This window comes from Proteus sp. CD3 (assembly GCF_008808075.1).
Lineage (GTDB): Bacteria > Pseudomonadota > Gammaproteobacteria > Enterobacterales > Enterobacteriaceae > Proteus > Proteus appendicitidis.
Genome location: NZ_CP019686.1, coordinates 1,213,454 through 1,233,897, shown reverse-complemented (window position 1 = coordinate 1,233,897; position 20,444 = coordinate 1,213,454). Strand labels below are relative to the sequence as shown.

20 protein-coding genes are annotated in these 20,444 nt (G+C 39.5%); 5 read left to right on the top strand and 15 right to left on the bottom strand.

What is annotated here, in order from left to right:
- Positions 1–3: 3 nt before the first annotated feature.
- The 12 genes from holB to yceD all read right to left on the bottom strand — a co-directional run bounded on the left by holB (position 4) and on the right by yceD (position 9,769).
- Positions 4–987, bottom strand: a complete 984-nt coding sequence (gene holB, locus BTA34_RS05480; RefSeq protein ID WP_151434803.1) for a DNA polymerase III subunit delta' — start codon at positions 985–987, stop codon at positions 4–6.
- Entirely contained in the window at positions 984–1,631 is a 648-nt protein-coding gene (tmk, locus tag BTA34_RS05475; protein WP_151434802.1) for a dTMP kinase, read from the bottom strand. The genes holB and tmk overlap by 4 nt, the downstream gene beginning before the upstream one ends.
- Before the next feature lie 2 nt (positions 1,632–1,633).
- A complete protein-coding gene (gene mltG, locus BTA34_RS05470; RefSeq protein ID WP_151434801.1) occupies positions 1,634–2,656 on the bottom strand; it encodes an endolytic transglycosylase MltG in 1,023 nt (340 codons plus the stop codon).
- Positions 2,657–2,673: 17 nt separating this feature from the next.
- Positions 2,674–3,501: an aminodeoxychorismate lyase gene (pabC, locus tag BTA34_RS05465; protein ID WP_151434800.1), complete on the bottom strand. Its 828-nt coding sequence runs from the start codon at positions 3,499–3,501 to the stop codon at positions 2,674–2,676.
- Positions 3,502–3,634: 133 nt separating this feature from the next.
- The gene (gene fabF, locus BTA34_RS05460) at positions 3,635–4,876 is read right to left on the bottom strand and encodes a beta-ketoacyl-ACP synthase II (RefSeq protein WP_151434799.1); all 1,242 of its coding nucleotides are present in this window, start codon (positions 4,874–4,876) and stop codon (positions 3,635–3,637) included.
- Between the two features lie 74 nt (positions 4,877–4,950).
- Positions 4,951–5,187 carry an acyl carrier protein gene (gene acpP / locus BTA34_RS05455; RefSeq protein ID WP_004247087.1) on the bottom strand — a complete coding sequence of 79 codons (237 nt, stop codon included), beginning with the start codon at positions 5,185–5,187 and terminating at the stop codon, positions 4,951–4,953.
- Between the two features lie 157 nt (positions 5,188–5,344).
- Positions 5,345–6,079, bottom strand: a complete 735-nt coding sequence (fabG, locus tag BTA34_RS05450; RefSeq protein ID WP_109372881.1) for a 3-oxoacyl-ACP reductase FabG — start codon at positions 6,077–6,079, stop codon at positions 5,345–5,347.
- 8 nt (positions 6,080–6,087) lie between these two features.
- Positions 6,088–7,020 (bottom strand): ACP S-malonyltransferase, encoded by a 933-nt coding sequence (gene fabD / locus BTA34_RS05445; RefSeq protein ID WP_151434798.1) that lies wholly within the window; start codon positions 7,018–7,020, stop codon positions 6,088–6,090.
- 19 nt (positions 7,021–7,039) lie between these two features.
- Positions 7,040–7,993 carry a beta-ketoacyl-ACP synthase III gene (locus BTA34_RS05440; RefSeq protein ID WP_151434797.1) on the bottom strand — a complete coding sequence of 318 codons (954 nt, stop codon included), beginning with the start codon at positions 7,991–7,993 and terminating at the stop codon, positions 7,040–7,042.
- Between the two features lie 4 nt (positions 7,994–7,997).
- A complete protein-coding gene (plsX, locus tag BTA34_RS05435; protein WP_151434796.1) occupies positions 7,998–9,035 on the bottom strand; it encodes a phosphate acyltransferase PlsX in 1,038 nt (345 codons plus the stop codon).
- A 24-nt stretch (positions 9,036–9,059) separates the two neighbouring features.
- Entirely contained in the window at positions 9,060–9,230 is a 171-nt protein-coding gene (rpmF, locus tag BTA34_RS05430; protein ID WP_006537252.1) for a 50S ribosomal protein L32, read from the bottom strand.
- A 5-nt stretch (positions 9,231–9,235) separates the two neighbouring features.
- The gene (gene yceD, locus BTA34_RS05425; protein ID WP_023582576.1) at positions 9,236–9,769 is read right to left on the bottom strand and encodes a 23S rRNA accumulation protein YceD; all 534 of its coding nucleotides are present in this window, start codon (positions 9,767–9,769) and stop codon (positions 9,236–9,238) included.
- A 141-nt stretch (positions 9,770–9,910) separates the two neighbouring features.
- Here yceD and BTA34_RS05420 point away from each other — a divergent pair, with 141 nt between their 5' ends.
- Positions 9,911–10,510: a Maf family protein gene (locus tag BTA34_RS05420; protein ID WP_151434795.1), complete on the top strand. Its 600-nt coding sequence runs from the start codon at positions 9,911–9,913 to the stop codon at positions 10,508–10,510.
- A gap of 46 nt (positions 10,511–10,556) precedes the next feature.
- Entirely contained in the window at positions 10,557–10,958 is a 402-nt protein-coding gene (locus BTA34_RS05415) for a hypothetical protein (protein ID WP_151434794.1), read from the top strand.
- Positions 10,959–11,062: 104 nt separating this feature from the next.
- On the opposite strand, the gene rluC is transcribed toward BTA34_RS05415, so the two are convergent.
- Positions 11,063–12,016, bottom strand: coding sequence for a 23S rRNA pseudouridine(955/2504/2580) synthase RluC (gene rluC / locus BTA34_RS05410; RefSeq protein ID WP_099076193.1), 954 nt, complete (start codon positions 12,014–12,016; stop codon positions 11,063–11,065).
- Between the two features lie 531 nt (positions 12,017–12,547).
- Between rluC and rne the strand changes: the two genes are divergently transcribed.
- The gene (gene rne / locus BTA34_RS05405; protein WP_151434793.1) at positions 12,548–16,015 is read left to right on the top strand and encodes a ribonuclease E; all 3,468 of its coding nucleotides are present in this window, start codon (positions 12,548–12,550) and stop codon (positions 16,013–16,015) included.
- 200 nt (positions 16,016–16,215) lie between these two features.
- On the opposite strand, the gene tmaR is transcribed toward rne, so the two are convergent.
- Together tmaR and BTA34_RS05395 are read right to left on the bottom strand one after the other, a co-directional pair.
- The gene (gene tmaR / locus BTA34_RS05400) at positions 16,216–16,554 is read right to left on the bottom strand and encodes a PTS system regulator TmaR (protein WP_036937771.1); all 339 of its coding nucleotides are present in this window, start codon (positions 16,552–16,554) and stop codon (positions 16,216–16,218) included.
- A gap of 256 nt (positions 16,555–16,810) precedes the next feature.
- The gene (locus tag BTA34_RS05395) at positions 16,811–18,073 is read right to left on the bottom strand and encodes an MFS transporter (RefSeq protein ID WP_151434792.1); all 1,263 of its coding nucleotides are present in this window, start codon (positions 18,071–18,073) and stop codon (positions 16,811–16,813) included.
- A 253-nt stretch (positions 18,074–18,326) separates the two neighbouring features.
- Here BTA34_RS05395 and BTA34_RS05390 point away from each other — a divergent pair, with 253 nt between their 5' ends.
- Both BTA34_RS05390 and sbcB read left to right on the top strand, forming a co-directional pair.
- Positions 18,327–18,749 (top strand): VOC family protein, encoded by a 423-nt coding sequence (locus BTA34_RS05390; RefSeq protein ID WP_151434791.1) that lies wholly within the window; start codon positions 18,327–18,329, stop codon positions 18,747–18,749.
- 218 nt (positions 18,750–18,967) lie between these two features.
- The gene (gene sbcB / locus BTA34_RS05385) at positions 18,968–20,398 is read left to right on the top strand and encodes an exodeoxyribonuclease I (protein ID WP_151434790.1); all 1,431 of its coding nucleotides are present in this window, start codon (positions 18,968–18,970) and stop codon (positions 20,396–20,398) included.
- Positions 20,399–20,444 lie beyond the last annotated feature (46 nt).

Here is a 20,444-nt window from a genome sequence, read left to right as displayed (position 1 = left end):
TAATTAATTTTTTGTGGCTAGCTGATTTTCCCAATCTAGTAGCTGCTCTACTAGTAATAGTTCTCTATTTAATGCAGGAATAGTCATTAACTGGTAACGACACTGTTTCCATCCATCAATAGTGGATAACAAAATATCCGAAGGCCATTGTGATAACGCCATAATTAATGCTTGCTGGTCTTGGTTCACACAATACACTTGTGCATTGGTTTGGTATTTTAATGCATCAAGCAGCAGGGATAATAACCAATACAAGCGACGCTCGGCATTATCTTGATTTAATTGCGGTAAAAATGAATATAAATCATGTTGTTGTATGCTTGCATATAAAACTTGGTAAAAAGTCTCTCTTTCCTTCCACTCATCTTTCAATAATGAAAGCGCTAAAACTGGAGCATTCTGAGATAAATTTAATGCCGTCACACTATTGGCATAAGGTATGTTTGGTAATTGTTGCTGTAACCAGTGCGTTGCATGTTGGAGATCTGGCGTCGCTAAATGGTAATAAAAACAACGGCTACGCAATGTCGCTAATAAAACCTCTGGTTGCTGACAATTCAGCAAAAAATAGGTGTTTTTAGGCGGCTCTTCTAACGTTTTGAGCAATGCATTTGCTGCCGCTTCAGTTAATGCTTCAACATCTTTTATCCAAACAACCCTAGAACCACTTTGCTGAGCATGATGCTCCAATTTTTCAGTGACTTTTCTTACGGCTTCAATACCAATCGAGGATTTTCCCTTTTCACTTTGTAAAACATGCCAATCAGGGTGTGTTTCAGCAAGCATCAAACGACAGCTATGGCATTCATTACAACTTTTTAATCCCTGTTTATTCTGGCACATTAACCAACGACTTAACCCATAAGAGAGTGCTTCTCCTCCCATGCCTTCTATCGCATGTAAAAGCAAGGCATGATGACCTCGCCCTTCTTGATACATGCTAATAAGTTGTCGATATGCCTGATTTAGCCAAGGATACCAATTCATAGTGATTTATTTTCCTGCTGAACTAGCCACGCTGTTAATGTTTGACGGATATCTGCTTGTACTTTTTCAATAGCTTGAGATGCATCTATTGTGATAATAGAGTCATCACCTTTGACTAATGCCTGATAACGTTCACGAGTACGATAAAAGAAATCCATTGATTCTTTTTCAATTCGGTCTAACTCACCTCGAGCGCGCGCTCTGGCAAGACCAATTGCCGGATCTAAATCAAGATATAAGGTTAAATCAGGGCGAAAATCACCAAGAACGGTATTACGAAGTGACAACATAAGATCTTTATCTAAGCCGCGTCCACCACCCTGATAAGCTTGTGAAGAGAGATCATGTCTATCGCCAATCACCCATTTACCTTCCGCTAATGCCGGTTTTATTACGTTTTCAACAAGCTGAACACGCGCGGCATATAACATTAAAAGCTCTGCTTTATCTGTCACTTTTTCGCCGTCAATACCTTGCTTGATGAGTTCACGTAGTTTTTCAGCAAGCGGTGTGCCACCCGGTTCACGGGTAAAAGCCAGATTGGTGATACCTTTTTCTTTTAATGTATCAATAACCGTTTGAATTGCGCTGGTTTTTCCAGCACCTTCTAATCCTTCAATTACAATAAATTTGCTGTTGTTCATAATTATCTTTGTTGTAAGCGTCGGTATTGCGCGACGGCCTTATTGTGTTCATTGAGTGTGGTTGAAAATTTATGACCACCCGTCCCATCCGCAACAAAATAGAGATAACGCGTATCCGCTGGATGTGCAGCGGCTCTAATTGAAGCAACACCGGGCATTGCGATTGGTGTTGGTGGTAATCCATCAATTTGATACGTGTTATAAGGGGTGTAACCATTTAAATCACTGCGATAAATTGTACCTCGGTATTTATCACCTAAACCATAAATCACGGTAGGATCGGTCTGTAATCGCATATTTGTTTTTAATCGATTGACAAAAACAGACGCAACCTTTGTTCTTTCAGCATCAATACCTGTCTCTTTTTCAATAATTGATGCCATGATAAGCATTTCATAAGCCGACTTATACGGTAAATCACTATCGCGTTTAATCCACTCTTCTTCTAATGTTTTTTCCATTTGTTGGTAGGCACGCTTTAAAATTGCGACATCTGTCGTACCCGCAGTGTAATGGTATGTATCTGGCGCAAACCAACCTTCTAGATCAGCAATTTCCGGTTTTATTCCTATTTCTTGGCGTAATTTATCGCTATCCATCGTATGTGCGACAGCAGCAAGTTGAGGCGCTTGCTCAAAAATAGATTGCCAATCCTTTAAACGGCTGCCTTCAATAAAACGGATTGTAAACTGCGCCTCTTTGCCACTTTTGATCAGCAGTAAAACATCACGTAACGTCATATCCTTCGTTAAACGATAAGTTCCCGCTTTAAATTGGCTTAGCTCTGGTTTGGCTTTTAATAAGATCTGAAAATAATCCCCTTCATTAAGCAGATTATTTTTTATTAATAGTTGCTCCATGGCAACACGCCCTGTTCCTGCTGGCACAGTCAGTAACATTTCATCTTGTTTTACAACAATCTTTTCTTCTAAACCTCGAATATGTTGCATCATATACAATGCAATTGCGCCAAGGCTAATCAATAAGGCAAAAAAAACTATCCATACTATTTTTTTTATCTTCATTTATAACTCATTAAATTCTATTTAAGTGACAAACTGTGTTGTAAAACAACATGATAATAATCCCTATTAGGGTATTGATAGCGCTTATCATCTGAAAAAGTGATTTGTGAAACGGGGATCACTGGCATCAACGCATTTGTTAACCATATTTCATCAGCTTGATAAAGTGTTTCAGGTTTTTCTCTCACAATATCAATTTCCCAATGCTTTTTTTGCGCTAGTTGAAAAATAGATTGACGCATAATGCCATTTACGCCTGAATTAGTCAGGTTTGGCGTAAAAAGCCTATTTCCTTTGCGCCAAAAAAGATTCGCCGCATTAGCTTCAACTAAATATCCTTCATTATCACACACCAAAACATCATCAAATTCTGTTTTTTCTAAATGATATTTGATAAGGACTTGTTCTAAACGGTTGAGATGTTTGATGCCAGCCAACAAAGGATTCTGCCCTAAGATAACTGGGCTTATACCTAACGAAATTCCTTCACTTTGCTGGTGGAGATAATGGGTAGGATAAGGCGACAGAGACATTATTACTGTCGGTGTTATAAATCCATTAGAGGAATAGCCACGACCGCCACAGCCACGGCTAATGATAACCTTAATAACACCCTTCGTTTGAGTGTCTGAGGCAATATCTATAATGTGGTTTTCTAAATCAGACCAATTTGGATGTGGTAGAAAAAGTGTATCACAGCCTTGTTTTAAGCGATTTATGTGTGCAGATAATAAAATAGGGTTACCATGCTCAACGGCAAGTGTCGTAAAGCAGCCATCACCAAACTGTATTGCGCGGTCGCTTGCATCGATATTTTGTTGCTGTTGTCCATTTACCCAATACATCTAACACACCCTACATCTATGTTATTGATATCAATCTGCACATGATAAAACAACTGGCAGTAAAAGGACAAAATAAAAGACCCAGAATAATCCTGGGCCTTTAGGTATTTTTCAGTTTTCTACAAAAAACGGGTTATACGCGCTTAAAGAGAATTGAACCGTTAGTACCACCAAAGCCGAATGAGTTACACAGAGCATATTCCATGTTCTCAACTTTACGTGCTTTATGTGGAACGAAATCAAGATGACAATTTTCGTCTTGATTATCTAGGTTTATTGTTGGAGGTACGATTTGGTCACGTAACGAAAGGATTGTAAAGATAGACTCAATTGCACCCGCAGCACCTAATAAGTGACCCGTCATAGATTTTGTTGAGCTAACTAATACATCAGTACCTTTACCAAATACATTTTCTACTGCTTGTGCTTCAGCAACATCGCCTGCATTTGTTGATGTACCGTGTGCGTTGATATAACCCACTTCTGATGAGGAAATACCCGCATCTTTCAGTGCATTTGTCATTGCCAGCGCACCGCCTTCGCCATTTTCTGCTGGTGAAGTCATGTGATAAGCATCGCTGCTCATACCAAACCCAATCACTTCAGCATAAATTTTAGCGCCACGGTTTTTAGCGTGTTCGTACTCTTCAAGAACAAGAACACCCGCACCATCACCTAATACAAAACCATCACGATCTTTATCCCATGGGCGGCTAGCCGCTTGAGGATTATCGTTACGTGTTGATAATGCACGAACAGCACCAAAGCCACCCAAACCTAATGGTGTAGTTGCTTTTTCAGCACCGCCAGCCAGCATTACATCTGCATCACCATAAGCGATAATACGTGCTGCATGTCCAATATTATGAACACCTGAAGTACATGCTGTTGCAATAGAGATTGTAGGGCCACGAAGACCATACATAATGCTTAAATGCCCTGCAACCATGTTAATGATGGTTGAAGGTACAAAGAATGGGCTAATTTTACGAGGACCACCATTCATCATTGATGTATGGTTTTCTTCGATAAGGCCTAAGCCACCAATACCAGAACCAATAGCAGCTCCGATACGACTTGCATTGGCTTCTGTTACTTCAAGACCTGAATCCGCAATGGCTTGCACACCTGCTGCAATACCATATTGAATAAAAAGATCCATCTTACGCGCGTCTTTACGCGAAAGATTATAATCTTCGTGATTGAAATCTTTTACCAATCCAGCGAATTTAGTCGCATGATGACTGGTGTCAAAATCTTCGATAAGGCCGATACCACTCTGTCCGGCACACACTGCTTCCCAAGAAGCTTCTGCGTTATTACCGACAGGAGATAACATGCCTAGTCCGGTCACAACTACACGACGCTTAGACACGCTTATCCTCCAAGGAGGGAAAAAGTTTAGGATTAAAAATATAGGCGGTCGAGTGACCGCCTAGATTAGCAAGCTTATTTACCTGCGTTTTCAACGTAATCAATAGCAGCTTGAACTGTAGTAATTTTTTCTGCTTCTTCGTCTGGGATTTCGATATCGAATTCTTCTTCCAGAGCCATTACCAGCTCAACTGTGTCAAGAGAATCAGCGCCTAAGTCATCAACAAATGAAGCTGAATTTACAACTTCTTCCTCTTTAACACCCAGTTGTTCAACAATGATTTTCTTAACGCGTTCGTCGATAGTGCTCATACTATTAAATTTCCTATCAAAACTCGCTTGCGCGATGATTTTCTTAGTTTATAAATACAGGAAAAGATCTAACCAATCCCGACTGTGTGGACTACTTTATTCGCTATATTTTGCATTATATTGTACGCAAAAAGCAAATATAAAGACGTCCCCATAATTAGATCATGTACATGCCACCATTGACATGCAATGTTTCACCCGTGATATAGCTTGCTTCATCAGAAGCTAAGAAAGCTACAGCACTGGCAATCTCTTTGGCATCACCTAAACGGTTAGCAGGGACTTGAGATAAAATACCTGCTCTTTGGTCGTCTGTTAATGCTCTAGTCATATCAGTTTCGATAAAGCCTGGAGCAACAACATTCACCGTAATGCCACGGGAAGCAACTTCGCGTGCTAATGATTTACTAAAACCAATCACACCCGCTTTTGCCGCCGCGTAGTTTGCCTGCCCTGCGTTACCCATGGTTCCAACAACAGAACCAATGGTAATTATACGACCATAACGTTTTTTCATCATAGCACGCATAACTGCTTTAGACAGACGGAAGACTGATGAAAGATTAGTGTCAATGATATCTTGCCACTCATCATCTTTCATGCGCATCAACAGGTTATCACGAGTAATACCTGCATTATTGACCAAAATATCAATTTCGCCAAATTCAGCGCGCACATCTGCTAAAAATTTTTCGATAGAGTCGTTTTCTGTGACGTTTAACACAAAACCCTTACCCTTACCGTCTAAATATTCGCTGATAGCTTTCGCACCGTTTTCACTCGTTGCTGTACCAATTACTGTCGCACCGCGTGCAACTAAATCTTCTGCAATCGCACGGCCAATACCACGGCTTGCACCAGTAACTAGCGCTATTTTTCCGTCAAATCCCATGAGATCCCTCAGTCATTTCCTAATGCAACATCTAATGATGCAATATCATTAACTGCTGCAGCGTTCATTTCTTTAGAAATACGTTTTGTTAAGCCAGTTAATACTTTTCCTGGTCCGATTTCTAATAATTGTGTGATACCTTTTTCAGCAATAAGTTCAACGGTTTCAGTCCAGCGAACCGGATTATAAAGCTGGCGAACTAATGCATCACGGATTGCATTTGCATCAGTTTGCGCTATCACATCAACGTTATTAACCACCTGAATTTCAGGTTGTTTAAATTCGATTTCTTGTAATGCAACCGCTAACTTATCAGCAGCCGGTTTCATTAAAGCACAGTGAGAAGGCACGCTTACTGCTAATGGTAAAGCTCGTTTAGCGCCCGCTTCTTTACATAACACACCAGCACGTTCTACGGCTTCTTTGTTACCTGCAATAACCACTTGACCCGGTGAGTTAAAGTTGACAGGCGAGACTACTTGTCCTTGTGCTGCTTCTTCACAAGCTTTTGCAATAGCGTCATTATCTAAGCCGATAATCGCATACATTGCACCAGTACCCGCAGGTACGGCTTCTTGCATCAGTTGACCACGTAATTCTACTAATTTAATTGCTGCAGCGAAATCAATAACGCCGGCACACACTAAAGCAGAATACTCGCCAAGACTGTGACCTGCCATCATTTGTGGCATTTTGCCTTGTTTTTCTTGCCATACACGCCAAATAGCAACAGAAGCAGCTAATAATGCTGGCTGTGTTTTCCATGTTTTGTTTAGCTCTTCTTCTGGACCATTTTGAACTAAGTCCCAAAGAGAGTAACCCAATACATCAGATGCTTGAGCAAATGTTTCAGTCACGATTGGATATTGCTCTGCAAGTTCTGCAAGCATTCCAACAGATTGTGATCCCTGTCCGGGAAAAACCATTGCAAAATCAGTCATGTTTATTTTCCTGATAATATTAAAAACGGATAAGTGCAGAACCCCAAGTAAAACCGCCACCAAACGCTTCCAGTAAGATTAACTGACCACGTTGAATGCGATTATCTCTTACAGCTTCATCTAATGCTGTTGGGACTGATGCTGCTGACGTATTGCCGTGGCGATCTAGTGTCACCACTACTTTATCCATTGTCATATCCAGCTTTTTCGCGGTCGCTGAAATAATTCTTAAATTTGCCTGATGAGGCACAAGCCAGTCCAGTTCAGATTTATCAATATTGTTAGCTTCAAGTGTCTCATCCACAATGTGGGCAAGCTCCCGAACTGCGACTTTAAAAACTTCATTTCCTGCCATAGTCACATAAGCAGGCAAATCGTCATTTTCTCTACTCTGATAAGGTAATGCTAATAGATCACCAAAACGACCATCAGAATGTAAATGGGTAGAGATAATGCCTTCTTCTTCTGATGCGCCAACAACTACAGCCCCTGCCGCATCACCAAACAGGATGATCGTGCCACGATCTTCTGGATCTAAAGCGTGAGATAATCTGTCAGCACCAATAACCAGTGCTTTTTTAACAGAACCCGCTTTAATAAATTGATCCGCAATACTTAATGCATAAACAAAACCCGAACATGCAGCCGCAACATCGAAAGCAATACAATCACTAATACCTAATGCATTTTGAATTTGGCAAGCTGCACTTGGAAAAGCATGAGAGCCAGATGTCGTTGCAACAATAATCAACCCAATGTCTTGCTTATCAATACCTGACATTTCTAATGCTTTTTCGCCAGCACCCGCACCCATCACGGCAACAGTTTCTTCTTCTGTTGCAATTCGACGTTCATGGATACCCGTTCTGGTAACAATCCACTCGTCAGATGTTTCAACCATTTTTTCTAAATCGGCATTAGTTCGCACTTGTACAGGCAAGTAACTACCAGTACCTAAGATTTTTGTATACATTCTATCAATCGCTCTTGGGTAATACTGTTGTCAGTCGTGAAGCAATTCGCTCTGGAATTTTTCGCTCAACGGCATGAACAGCCTGTTCTATTGCTGCTGTAAACGCGCTTTCATTTGCGCCACCATGGCTTTTAATGACGATACCGCGTAATCCTAACAGAGAAGCACCGTTATACTGGTCGGGGTTCATATGTCCAAAACGCTTAATTAGCCGCTTTTGTAACCACTTCTTCAATATTTTCATCCACCACGACGTTTTTTTATTTTCGGTAGTAGAAGATTTAATCAATGAAAGGAAAACTCTAATAACGCCTTCCATCGTTTTAAGGGAGACATTACCTGCGAAGCCGTCACACACCAATACATCCGTTTTGCCTGTCAGTAATTCATTACCTTCAACATAACCAATATAATTAATATTCGGTGTCGATTTTAATACCGTAGCAGCTTCGCGGATATTATCTAATCCTTTACTCTCTTCTTCACCAATATTTAAAAGCGCCACTTTCGGTGAATCAATATCTGCTATCTCTTCGGCCATTACTGCGCCCATTACCGCAAACTGCACCAGCATTTTGCTATCACAGTTAACGTTAGCGCCTAAATCAAGAACGACGGTCTTGCCTTTTTTCTGATTAGGTAATACCGAAACCAGAGCAGGACGTTCAATTCCATCAATTGCATTAAGTCGAAGTTTTGCTAATCCCATTAATACGCCAGTATTCCCTGCACTTACACAAGCTTGTGCATCCCCTGTTTTCACGAGATCAAGTGCCACTCGCATTGATGTACCTTTACTTGCTCTAATAGCTTGTGAAGGTTTGGCATCATTGGCGACAATATGTTCTGCGGGTATAACTTGTAAACGGGAGATTAGCTCAGCATTTTGATTTGCAAGCAGAGGAGATATAGAGTCTGGTTGACCTACCAGCAATATTTTTAAATGAGGATTAGATGCCAGCGCCCGCAAACAAGCAGGCACTGTGATGCGAGGACCGAAGTCCCCGCCCATCGCATCTAACGCTATGGTTAGATTTGTCAAGGTATCAACGAGCTATAAAGCTAATTACTTGTTGATAACCTTGCGACCACGGTAGTAACCGTCAGCAGTTACATGGTGACGCAGGTGAGTTTCACCAGAAGTTTTGTCAACAGAAACTTGAGTTACTGTCAGCGCGTCATGAGAGCGACGCATACCGCGTTTAGAACGAGTTGGTTTGTTTTGTTGTACGGCCATTGACCTTACTCCTTAGTACTTTTCTTTAAACTGGCTAATACGGCAAATGGATTTGGCTTCTCTGATAATTCTTCAGGGAGTTCACCAAACACCATATCCGCGTCGGACACTTCACAGTGTTCAAAATCATGTACCGGAACCACCGGCAAGTTGAGGATTATTTCATCTTCAATCATTGCCAGCAAATCTATTTCACCAAATTCGTTTACATAAACTGGTTCATATTCTTCCGGTAATGTCTCGGCCCGTTCATCACTGACAACAGGGCTAAAACAATACGTTGCGTGAACATGATACGGAAAATGGCCACCACAACGTTGACATTCTAAAGTCACATCCACATCGGAATGCCCTTTAATCACGGCAAGACGTTGATGGTCAATATCAAATGATAAAGCCACATCAATATTACTGTCCACACTGACCACCGATTCAGCTAAGCGGCTTACTTGCTCTGGAGAATAATGACCGTCATAGTCTAAATTCTTTTGAGCTGCTCGCAGCGCATCAATGGTCAGGGGTAATTTTACCTTTTGCATAAGGCGCGCATATTATCTTTGTAATGGAATATAGTCAAAGAAAAAGGCGGGTTATCTACACCTTTCCACCAAAATTCGCTTTATCAGCGGCGCATAGTTTAGAATGTCAGGCATCATTTTGCTACGGATTTTAAAAAAAATATGTTGCCACTCGTCCTTGCGTCTACTTCACCCTTTCGAGCTGAGTTGCTGAAAAAGCTTGGAATGCCCTTTATACAGGCATCTCCAGAGATTGACGAAACCCCGATGCCCACAGAGTGCGCTCAAGATCTTGTCAGTCGTTTATCCTATGAAAAAGCCAGCGCTTTACAAGTAAAATTTCCACATCACCTTATAATTGGTTCTGATCAAGTTTGTGTGCTGAATAAAAAGATCACGGGAAAACCCCATAATTTTGATAATGCCTTTGCACAATTAAAACAAGCTTCAGGACAATGTGTCTCGTTCTACACCGGATTAACTGTATATAATAGCCTAACTTTAGAACATCAAACGCATTGTGAATTATTTCAAGTTTACTTTCGTCATTTAACTGATGAAGAAATTATCAGTTATTTAAATAAAGAGATGCCGTTCAATTGTGCTGGAAGTTTTAAATCTGAGGGGCTAGGCATTACTCTATTTGATAAACTTGTCGGTGATGATCCAAATTCTTTAATTGGTTTACCACTTATCCGATTGAATAAAATGTTACTCTCGCAAAGAATAAACCCATTATTTTTCTCTGATGATCACAAATAAATTTGGTCATCTTATTTTTTAATCTCATGTAGCGATAAAACGTATTATGAATAAATTAGCATCAGTCTTAACAGCTTTAGTGGTGGCAACAGCATTAGTGGGTTGTTCTGATGAAAAAGACACTGAAATTTCAACAACAAAAGTAACTAACACGACAAATACTATCCAAGACAGTGTGATTTCAGACAAAAAAGATGACAACAAATCTTTATTTAAAAAGAATTTTGTCAGTAGCTGCATATTAGGTTCTGGTATTACTGATGATGCGTTAATTCCTCAAATTGCCGAAGTCTGTGAATGTACTTACGACGGTATTATTAAAAATTACGGAATTACCGAATTTATCCGTGTAGATATGGAAATGCGTAAAAACGGCTCAAAATCACTGCCTAAAGAGTGGGATATTGATAAAGTTGTTGAGCAATGTATGACAAAAGTGGAAGGTTAATTCTGTTTTCCACTCACTTTCTTCGTGGTTTACGAAAAGCAATACGCCCAACAAACTGGGCGTATTGAGTATTCAGATTTTCTGTTGAAATAAAAATTTTCGACTTAAGATTTTTGACTACGTAATACTTGCAAACAATGGCGTAGCTGATTATCCATTGGCGCTTCAATTCGCATTTGTTCACCCGTTGAAGGATGAGTAAATGTCAAAGAACTTGCATGTAAAAATAGACGATTAAGTTTAGTTCCTACCAATTGTGAATCAAAATCACGATCACCATAACGATCATCAAATGCAATAGGATGACCTGCATGTAATGTATGCACACGAATTTGGTGTGTTCTTCCTGTCACAGGGCTTGCTTTTACAAGTGTGGCAAATTCAAAACGCTCTTCCACTTTAAAACGCGTTTCAGAAGGTTTTCCTTCATTGCTTACTTTAACGACTCGCTCACCACTTTGAAGAATATTTTTCAATAACGGTGCCTGAACAACTTTAGTGTGAGATTGCCATTGACCACGCACTAAGGCTAAATAATCTTTTTGCATCTGTTTTAAGCGTAACTGCTCATGCAAAGCGCGTAATGCTGAGCGTTTTTTAGCAATTAACAGAACACCCGATGTATCTCTATCAAGGCGGTGTACAAGCTCTAAAAAGCGAGCTTCTGGACGCAATGCACGTAAACCTTCAATCACACCAAAACTTAACCCACTCCCCCCGTGTACAGCCGTACCAGAAGGTTTATTGATAAGCATTAAATGGTCATCTTCATATAAAATACAATTTGACAATGCAGCGACTTTATCAAGTTTTGGTGATACCGCGACTTCTTCTTTTTCCGATACTCGCACAGGAGGTATACGGATGCTGTCACCCGCATTGAGTTTATATTCAGGTTTAATTCGCCCTTTGTTAACTCGAACTTCCCCTTTACGGATAATTCGGTAAATCATACTTTTTGGTACACCTTTTAAGCGTGCCAGTAAAAAATTATCGATACGCTGGCCTGCTTCATCGCCATCAATGGTGACGAACTGAACTTGATTAAATGATTTCATAGTGGCGATTCTTTGGCTCTCTTAAAATAAAAATAACAAACAACTTTGTGGTGTACAAAATAACATCAAATCTGTCGTCTATTTTAACCTGAATAATGGGAAAAAGACGAAACATTAGCTAATCTCTCATATTTATACAGAAAAAGTCACCAAAGCAGAAAAGTCATCTTGCTATAACCCTAACACCAATGGAATAATGCAGACTCTCCTGATTATGTTTATCAGGTATATTTATGAAAATTTTGTTTGTTTGATTTTCAAAATGCAGCAATGGCGTAAGACATAGTCGAAAATCAAACAATTTAGTATGCCATAAATACATCGCTTATTGAGTTGAAACATCGTGTTCAATTAAAGAGTGCTGAATTTTTGAACTAAAAATCAGACTCACCGACATATTGCACCTCTATACAACCGACAACCGTGAGGTTGACGCATTTGTAAAAGACACGAGGTCATCGGTTATCAATAGTGTAATTACGTATGTTAGTGGCACATTATAAAACGTGAAAATAACGAGTAAGTCACAATATGAAAAGAATGTTAATTAACGCAACTCAGCAGGAAGAGTTGCGTGTTGCCCTTGTCGATGGGCAACGTTTGTACGATCTGGATATCGAAAGCCCCGGTCATGAACAGAAAAAAGCGAATATCTATAAAGGTAAAATTACTCGAATTGAACCCAGCTTAGAAGCCGCTTTTGTTGATTATGGTGCGGAACGCCACGGTTTCCTTCCTATCAAAGAAATTGCCCGCGAATACTTTCCTAGTAATTATCACTCCCATGGTCGTCCTAACATCAAAGATGTCTTAAAAGAAGGTCAGGAAGTTATTGTTCAAGTTGATAAAGAAGAGCGTGGTAATAAAGGTGCAGCATTAACCACTTTTATCAGCCTTGCGGGAAGTTATTTGGTATTAATGCCAAATAATCCTCGTGCAGGTGGTATTTCTCGCCGTATTGAAGGTGAAGACCGTACTGAACTCAAAGAAGCTTTATCAAGCCTTGAAATCCCAGATGGTATGGGTCTGATTGTACGTACAGCAGGTGTTGGTAAATCTGCCGAAGCGCTACAACAAGACTTAAGCTATCGTTTAAGACACTGGGATGCAATTAAGAAAGCGGCTGAGAATCGCCCTGCGCCATTCTTAATCCATCAGGAAAGTAACGTAATCGTTCGCGCATTCCGCGACTACTTACGTCCTGATATTGGCGAAATTTTAATTGATAACGCAAAAGTCGTTGAAATGGCACGTAGCCATATTGAAGCGATTGGTCGTGGTGATTTTGCTAGCAAAATTCGCCATTACACTGGTGCAGTACCTCTGTTTAGCCATTACCAGATTGAATCACAGATTGAATCTGCTTTTCAGCGTGAAGTTCGCCTTCCTTCTGGTGGCGCTTTAGTTATTGATACAACTGAAGCATTAACAGCAATTGATATCAACTCCTCACGCTCAACCCGTGGTGGTGATATCGAAGAAACTGCCTTTAATACTAACTTAGAAGCGGCTGACGAAATTGCACGTCAATTACGTTTACGCGACTTGGGTGGTTTAATTGTTATCGACTTTATCGACATGACGCCTGTACGTCATCAGCGTGAAGTTGAAAACAGAATGCGCGAAGCTGTTCGCCAAGATCGCGCTCGCATTCAAATTGGACGCATCTCTCGCTTTGGCTTATTAGAGATGTCTCGTCAGCGTTTAAGCCCTTCATTAGGTGAATCTAGCCATCACGTTTGTCCGCGTTGTTTAGGCACCGGTACTATTCGTGATAACGAATCACTGTCACTTTCTGTGTTACGTCTTATTGAAGAAGAAGCTCTTAAAGAAAATACACATGAAGTACACGCAATTGTGCCTGTTCAAATCGCCTCTTATTTGCTTAACGAAAAACGTAAAGCAGTAACAGACATTGAATTACGTCAATCTAATGTCAAAGTGGTTATTGTTCCTAATGACCAAATGCAAACGCCTCATTTCTCTGTTATTCGTGTACGTAAAGGCGAAGAAATTACCTCTCTGAGCTACAACTTAGCGCAATTCCATGAGAGTCAGTTAAATGAAGCTGAGGACGATGTTGTTACAGAGCGTAAAGCACCTGAACAACCTGCTATTTCAGCCTTTGGATTGCAAGAAGAAGAGCCGATTGAAGCAACGAAAAGCAAAAAAGCACCTCAACCTCAAGCTAAACCTGTTAAATCAGAACAAGCTCAAGGTACAGGTTTCTTTGCCTCTATCGCAAAATTCTTCTCTAACTTATTTAGTAGTCAACCAGAGCCTGTGGTAACACCAGAAAAACCACAGGAAAATAAGAAAGAGAATAACGATAATCGTCGTGATCGTCGTAATAACAATAATCGACGTAACAACAATAATCGCCGTGACCGTGATAACGATCGTAATCGTGATAACGCAAATAGCGAAGACAATCGCAAAAATCGCAATCAAAAACCACAAACAACGCCAACGACTGAAGTTAGTAGTGAGCAAGAGATTGCAGAGCGCGAAGCTCGTCGCCAGCAGCGTCGTGAACAACGTGCGGAACAGCGTCGTCGTCAAGAAGAAAAACGTCAACAACAACAAGAAGCGGCTAAAGCACAAGCGGCTCTTGCTGAAAATGATACCGTTGCAAAAGGTAATGCTGATGAGAAGAAAGAAGAACCTCGTCGCCCTGCTATGCAACGCCGTAATCGTCGTCAATTAACACAATCTGTACGCGTGACTGACAATGATAATACATTAGCTGTTATACCTGTTGTGACTGAAAAAGCCGTTTCTGAGCCGCCTGTTGCAACAACACAAACTAAAGTTGCGCCGACAGAAAAACCAGCGCCTAAAGCAGTTGCTGTTGCGAAAGTTGAAGCAAATGAAGCACAAGCTGTAAAAGCGTTACCAGATGCAACTAAACCACAAGATGACAATAAAAACGAAGATAATAACGGGCAAGATAATGTTATGCCACGTCGTTCTCGCCGTTCGCCTCGTCATTTACGTGTAAGTGGCCAACGTCGTCGTCGCTATCGTGATGAGCGTACCTTAACAGTATCACCAATGCCTCTGGCAATGGCGGTGGCTTCTCCTGAGCTTGCTTCAGGTAAAGTCTTCATTCGCTACCCAATCACACCAGTAAGTGATGCAGCATTTGTTGAAAATAATGTTGAAAATAACAATGATGTTTCTGTTGAAAACCACATTATTACTCATCAAGATCCACAAATGGTCGCGATCGCACCCGCGGTTTCAGAAGCCATTGTTGCTGATATTGCACAGGAAGGATCTACAGAATCGACTTACTCTGTCACGGTTAGCACTGAATCAACCACAGAGGCTGTTGCTGAAATTATTGCAGTAGAGCCGCCAAAAGCAGAGCCTGTTGAAACGAATAACATCATTGGAAGCAACGTTATCAATGATGTAATTAATGAAGTGAATACAGAAGAGCACGTTACTCGTAAAGAGAATATTTCAGCGGTATTAAATACCACTGAAGCTTATATGCATGAAACTTCACCACAAGTTGAAACAAGTATCACGCCAGAAGAAGTTGCACAAGATACAGTTGCACCAGTAGAAAGTGAAACTTCAACACCTGAACAACCTCAGCCTGTTGAAGCAGTAATAGCAACTGAAGAAACTGTTGAACAACACAAAGAAGTTGCTGTTGAAACTGTTGTTGCCCCTGCCACTAAAGCTGAAACTGTTATTGAAAATCAGCCAGAAGCAAGTGCAATCCCAGCTGTGGATGTTGAAACAGTAACCGAGAGCAAACCAGCTGAAGTTGTTATTCGCCAAGAGCCTGTTGCAGTTGCACGCCAACTACATGCAAGCTCTCCAATGACAAAAGCACCAGCTGCTAATGAAGCTCCTGTGGCAATTGAAATCAAAGCCTGGGAAGCACGTCCAGCTTTTGATAAGAAAGGTCGCAGTGGTGCAGGTGGACATTGTTCTACTAATCACGCTTCTTCAGGAATGACTAAAGCTGAAAGTCAAAACTGATAATAAGGTGTTATTAAGAATATCTTGATAATACTGTTAAATTGAGAACCCACTTTTTAGTGGGTTCTTTTTTTTGGGTAACCATTAGCTAATTAACTTGGCGCTAATTAACTTAGTGCTTATTAAGCCAACAATAAAATAAAAAAAGCCCCTGAATATTCAATTCAGAGGCCTTTCATTTATTATTTTTAGTAAAACAATCAGTCTTTTAGATCAGGAAGATTTTTAATTTCACCCATCGCTTTTAACTGCTTAGATAATTCACGGCGCTCTTTAGACAGATCGGCATTTTTAATAATGTAATCGTCAACACGATCGTCATAGTCACTACGCATATTAGCAATAATGCCCAGTACATCTTCAATCGACATACCCGGTTTAATATATTCACTTAAGTTGTCTAATAAAAGAACACGTTTTTGGTTATCACGGATCTTTTTCTCATTGTCAGTGATCTCACGACGGATTTTGTTTTTACGACGATACATACGCACAAACTCCAGTACGTTTTGGAAAGACGGCTTGTTTGCGTTATCCATTTCCTACACCTTTACAATTGATATTTAAGATAAATAGCTCTGTTTAAGATTATCGCTTAATCGTGTCAATAAACAAGCAAAGTTTACAAATTTAATTGATTTTGCTTAATTAACAATTAATTAGGATGATATGCATTAATAAATATAGTCAACATTTTTTAACCCGCAAATATTCACTTAATTAATGATAAAAAAATGGCTACACATTTTTACTGGTAGCCAAAATCGACACTACAAAGGATAAATTAATAAGTAATTAAATAGGTTGTGCCTTATTTTGATCTTCATGTTGTAAACCATCAAGTGGCGGTAATGCTTTCGCGTCTGAACGTAAAAACACAGCTGAGAAAAGTGTTGTCCCTATCACAATACATCCCATCACCATATAGGTTGGTGCAAAACCATAATGATCATAACCATAACCTGCTAATGGAGATAATAATGTAGCAACAATAGAGCTAACACATTGGAAGCCGACTAAATAGAGTGTTGAAGATAAACGTTTATCAAAGTGCTGACTGTTATATTTAAAAATTGAAATTAATAAAATAGGTAACTCAACAGCATGTAATAATTTCATACAAGAGATCAAGACAGGTCCTTCAACTAGTCCTGAGCCAATAATGCGTGCAGCCATAACACTACTTGCCAACAATAAGCCGTTTTTAGCGCCTATTCTATTAACTAGGAAAGGCGCAATAAACATACCACCAGCTTCTAAGAATACCTGCAATGAATTCAGATATCCGTACATCTCATTACCCTGCTGTAAGGTTGCAAATTGCGATGAGAAAAAAACGGGAAACTGTTGGTCATAAACCCCATAAACACAGGTGCCAATAACAAACAAGATAAGCGCCCAAAAACGAGGCAGCGAAAGTAAATTTAGTGCATCTTTTATGGTAATAGCCGATGTTTTACCATGCTCTAATTGATTAAATGCGTCTGATTTATCTGTTTTTAACAGTGTTAAAAGAATTAAGAACACAACACCAGAAACAGAAGCCATCACAAAATTATAATTAGGATCAATGTTTATATTGTGCCCAGCAATAAATGTTGCAGATGCCCAACCTAACGATCCCCACATTCTCGCCCTACCGTATTCAAAACCACGAATACGACTAACACGCTCGGTATATGACTCTAATACACCAATACCCGCATTAAATGTCATACCAACATATAAGCCCCCTAGAATAGAACCAACAAAAATATTCCAACGGAGTATTGAGGCGAAACCTAGAAAAAATGGCCCAGAAAGAATAAGTAAGACTGCAATCACTAATAATAAATTCTTTCTTAGCCCTAATTTATCTTGAATAAAGCCGTATAGGGGTTGAGCACATAACGCAATCAGAGAAATTGCAGAGAATATTAATCCAGTATCAGTCGCTTTTAGTCCTACATACTGGTTTAACCAAATAGAAACTAATGAAAAAGATGAAGACCAGGTAAAAAAGAAGAAAAATAACAGCGCACTTAAGATCGCATAGTATTTTTTTGAGTCTTTGTTCATTGGTTGAGCGCCTTATAAAGTCATTTCACCTTTAAATGTTAACGTTAACTTTAAAGTTCACAAACAATTATATCGCTTTAATGTGATATAAAGCACATAAGTTAACGTTAACAATTTGAGTTATGTGTACTGGATCTACTTTTATTTTAATTGTCGTTACTGACAATAAAACGCACAAATAGGCATCATATAATCCCTTTTCTTTGATTTCCTTTGTTAAAATAACAGTATCCTCCATAACTCACTTAAAACAATGCTAACTGATTTAAACCACCTAACACTCGCCGTCAATAATGTGAGTAAGAGCTTTGCCTTTTATACTGAAATATTAGGCTTTAAGCCTCTTGCTTTATGGGATAACGGTGCTTATCTACAACTAGGCTCCTTATGGTTATGTTTATCTCACGATAAACGCCATATTACTGAAGACAGTGATTACACCCACTATGCTTTCAGTTTATCTGCAAATAATTTTGAAACCTTTAAACAACACCTTTTATCCCATGACATTACTGCATGGAAAGAAAATAAAAGTGAAGGTGATTCATTCTATTTTTACGATCCTGACCATCATAAACTTGAAGTTCATGTGGGTGATTTAAAAAGTCGCTTAGAAGCTTGTCGTCAACATCCTTATTCAGGCATGCAATTTTTCGACGAAGCCGAAAAAATATAAGGGCTAAATTGTTACTATGAAAAAAGTAATCAATATTAGCGGTGGTACGCTCCTATTAATCCTCACAGCAACACCTTATATTAAACACAACATAAGCGCACTTTGATCTGACATTTCACGTTTACCGCATTATGGTTTACCATGGTCTTAATGAAGCCCAATACAACTCATTGAGTAATGATTTAAAAAAATCATCAATAAATTTATGGTAGGAAACCTTGTCTAATTCAGCGAAAACGCCCACATTTTACATTCATGACTACGAAACTTTTGGTACTCACCCTGCGCTCGATCGCCCTGCACAATTTGCGGGTGTAAGAACAGATATGGATTTCAATATTATTGAAGATCCTCTCGTGATTTATTGCAAGCCTAATGATGATTATCTGCCTCATCCAGAAGCCGTGATGATCACAGGAATAACGCCACAAATAGCGGCAAAAAATGGGATGATTGAAGCTGAATTTACTCGTCAAATTCATCAAGCTTTTAGCCAACCTAATAGTTGTATTATGGGCTATAACAACCTGCGATTTGATGATGAAGTCACCCGCAATATCCTTTATCGTAATTTTTATGATCCTTATGCTTATAGCTGGCAAAAAGGAAATTCGCGTTGGGATTTACTTGATGTTTTACGTGCCTGTTATGCACTGCGCCCTGAAGGTATTATTTGGCCTGAAAATGAAGACGGTTTTCCAAGTTTCCGTTTAGAGTTATTAACCAAAGCAAATGGTATTTCTCATGAGAATGCGCATGATGCAATGTCTGATGTTTATGCCACCATTGCGATGGCAAAAAAATTAAAGCAAGCGCAACCACGTATGTTTGATTATTTCTTTAATTTACGTGATAAACGCAAAGTGCAGGCGCTAATTGATATTCCGGCAATGACACCAATTGTGCATGTTTCAGGTATGTTTGGTGCCGCACGTTCTAATTTAAGCCTTGTTGCACCATTAGCGTGGCATCCTGATAATCGCAATGCAGTTATTGTTTGCGACTTAGCCGCCGATATATCCCCTTTATTAACACTCGACTCAGATCAATTGCGTGAGCGTTTATATACGCCACGTAGTGAACTATCCCTTGAGGAGCCACCAGTTCCAATTAAATTACTGCATATTAATAAATGCCCTATTGTGGCACCGCAAAATACATTAAGACAACAAGATGCAGATAGAATTGGTTTAGATGTTGAGACTTGTTTAAAGAATCAGGCAATCTTGTTTTCTCATCCTGAAATACGCAATAAAGTCGTGGAAATATTTGCGCAACAAACGCCTTTTGTTGTATCTGATAACGTTGATTCACAAATTTATAATGGCTTTTTCAGTGAAAATGATCGTAGTGCGATGGAAATTATTCGCTCAACACAACCACAGAATTTACCCGCGTTAGATTTAACGTTTGAAGATCCGAGAATGGAACCTCTGTTTTTCCGTTATCGTGCAAGAAATTATCCTTCAACGTTGAATTATGACGAACAACAACGTTGGTTGGCGCATAGAAAAGAGATGTTAACGCCAGAAAAATTAACCGAATATATTAATACTATTCAGTTATTAGCTGAAGAATATGCTGATAACGAAGAAAAATTAAAGCAGCTACAAGAGCTTTATTTATATGCTCAAGAGATAGCGAGTTAATAGATAAAATAAAGGCAGGTTTACCCTGCCTTTATTTTTTAATTTA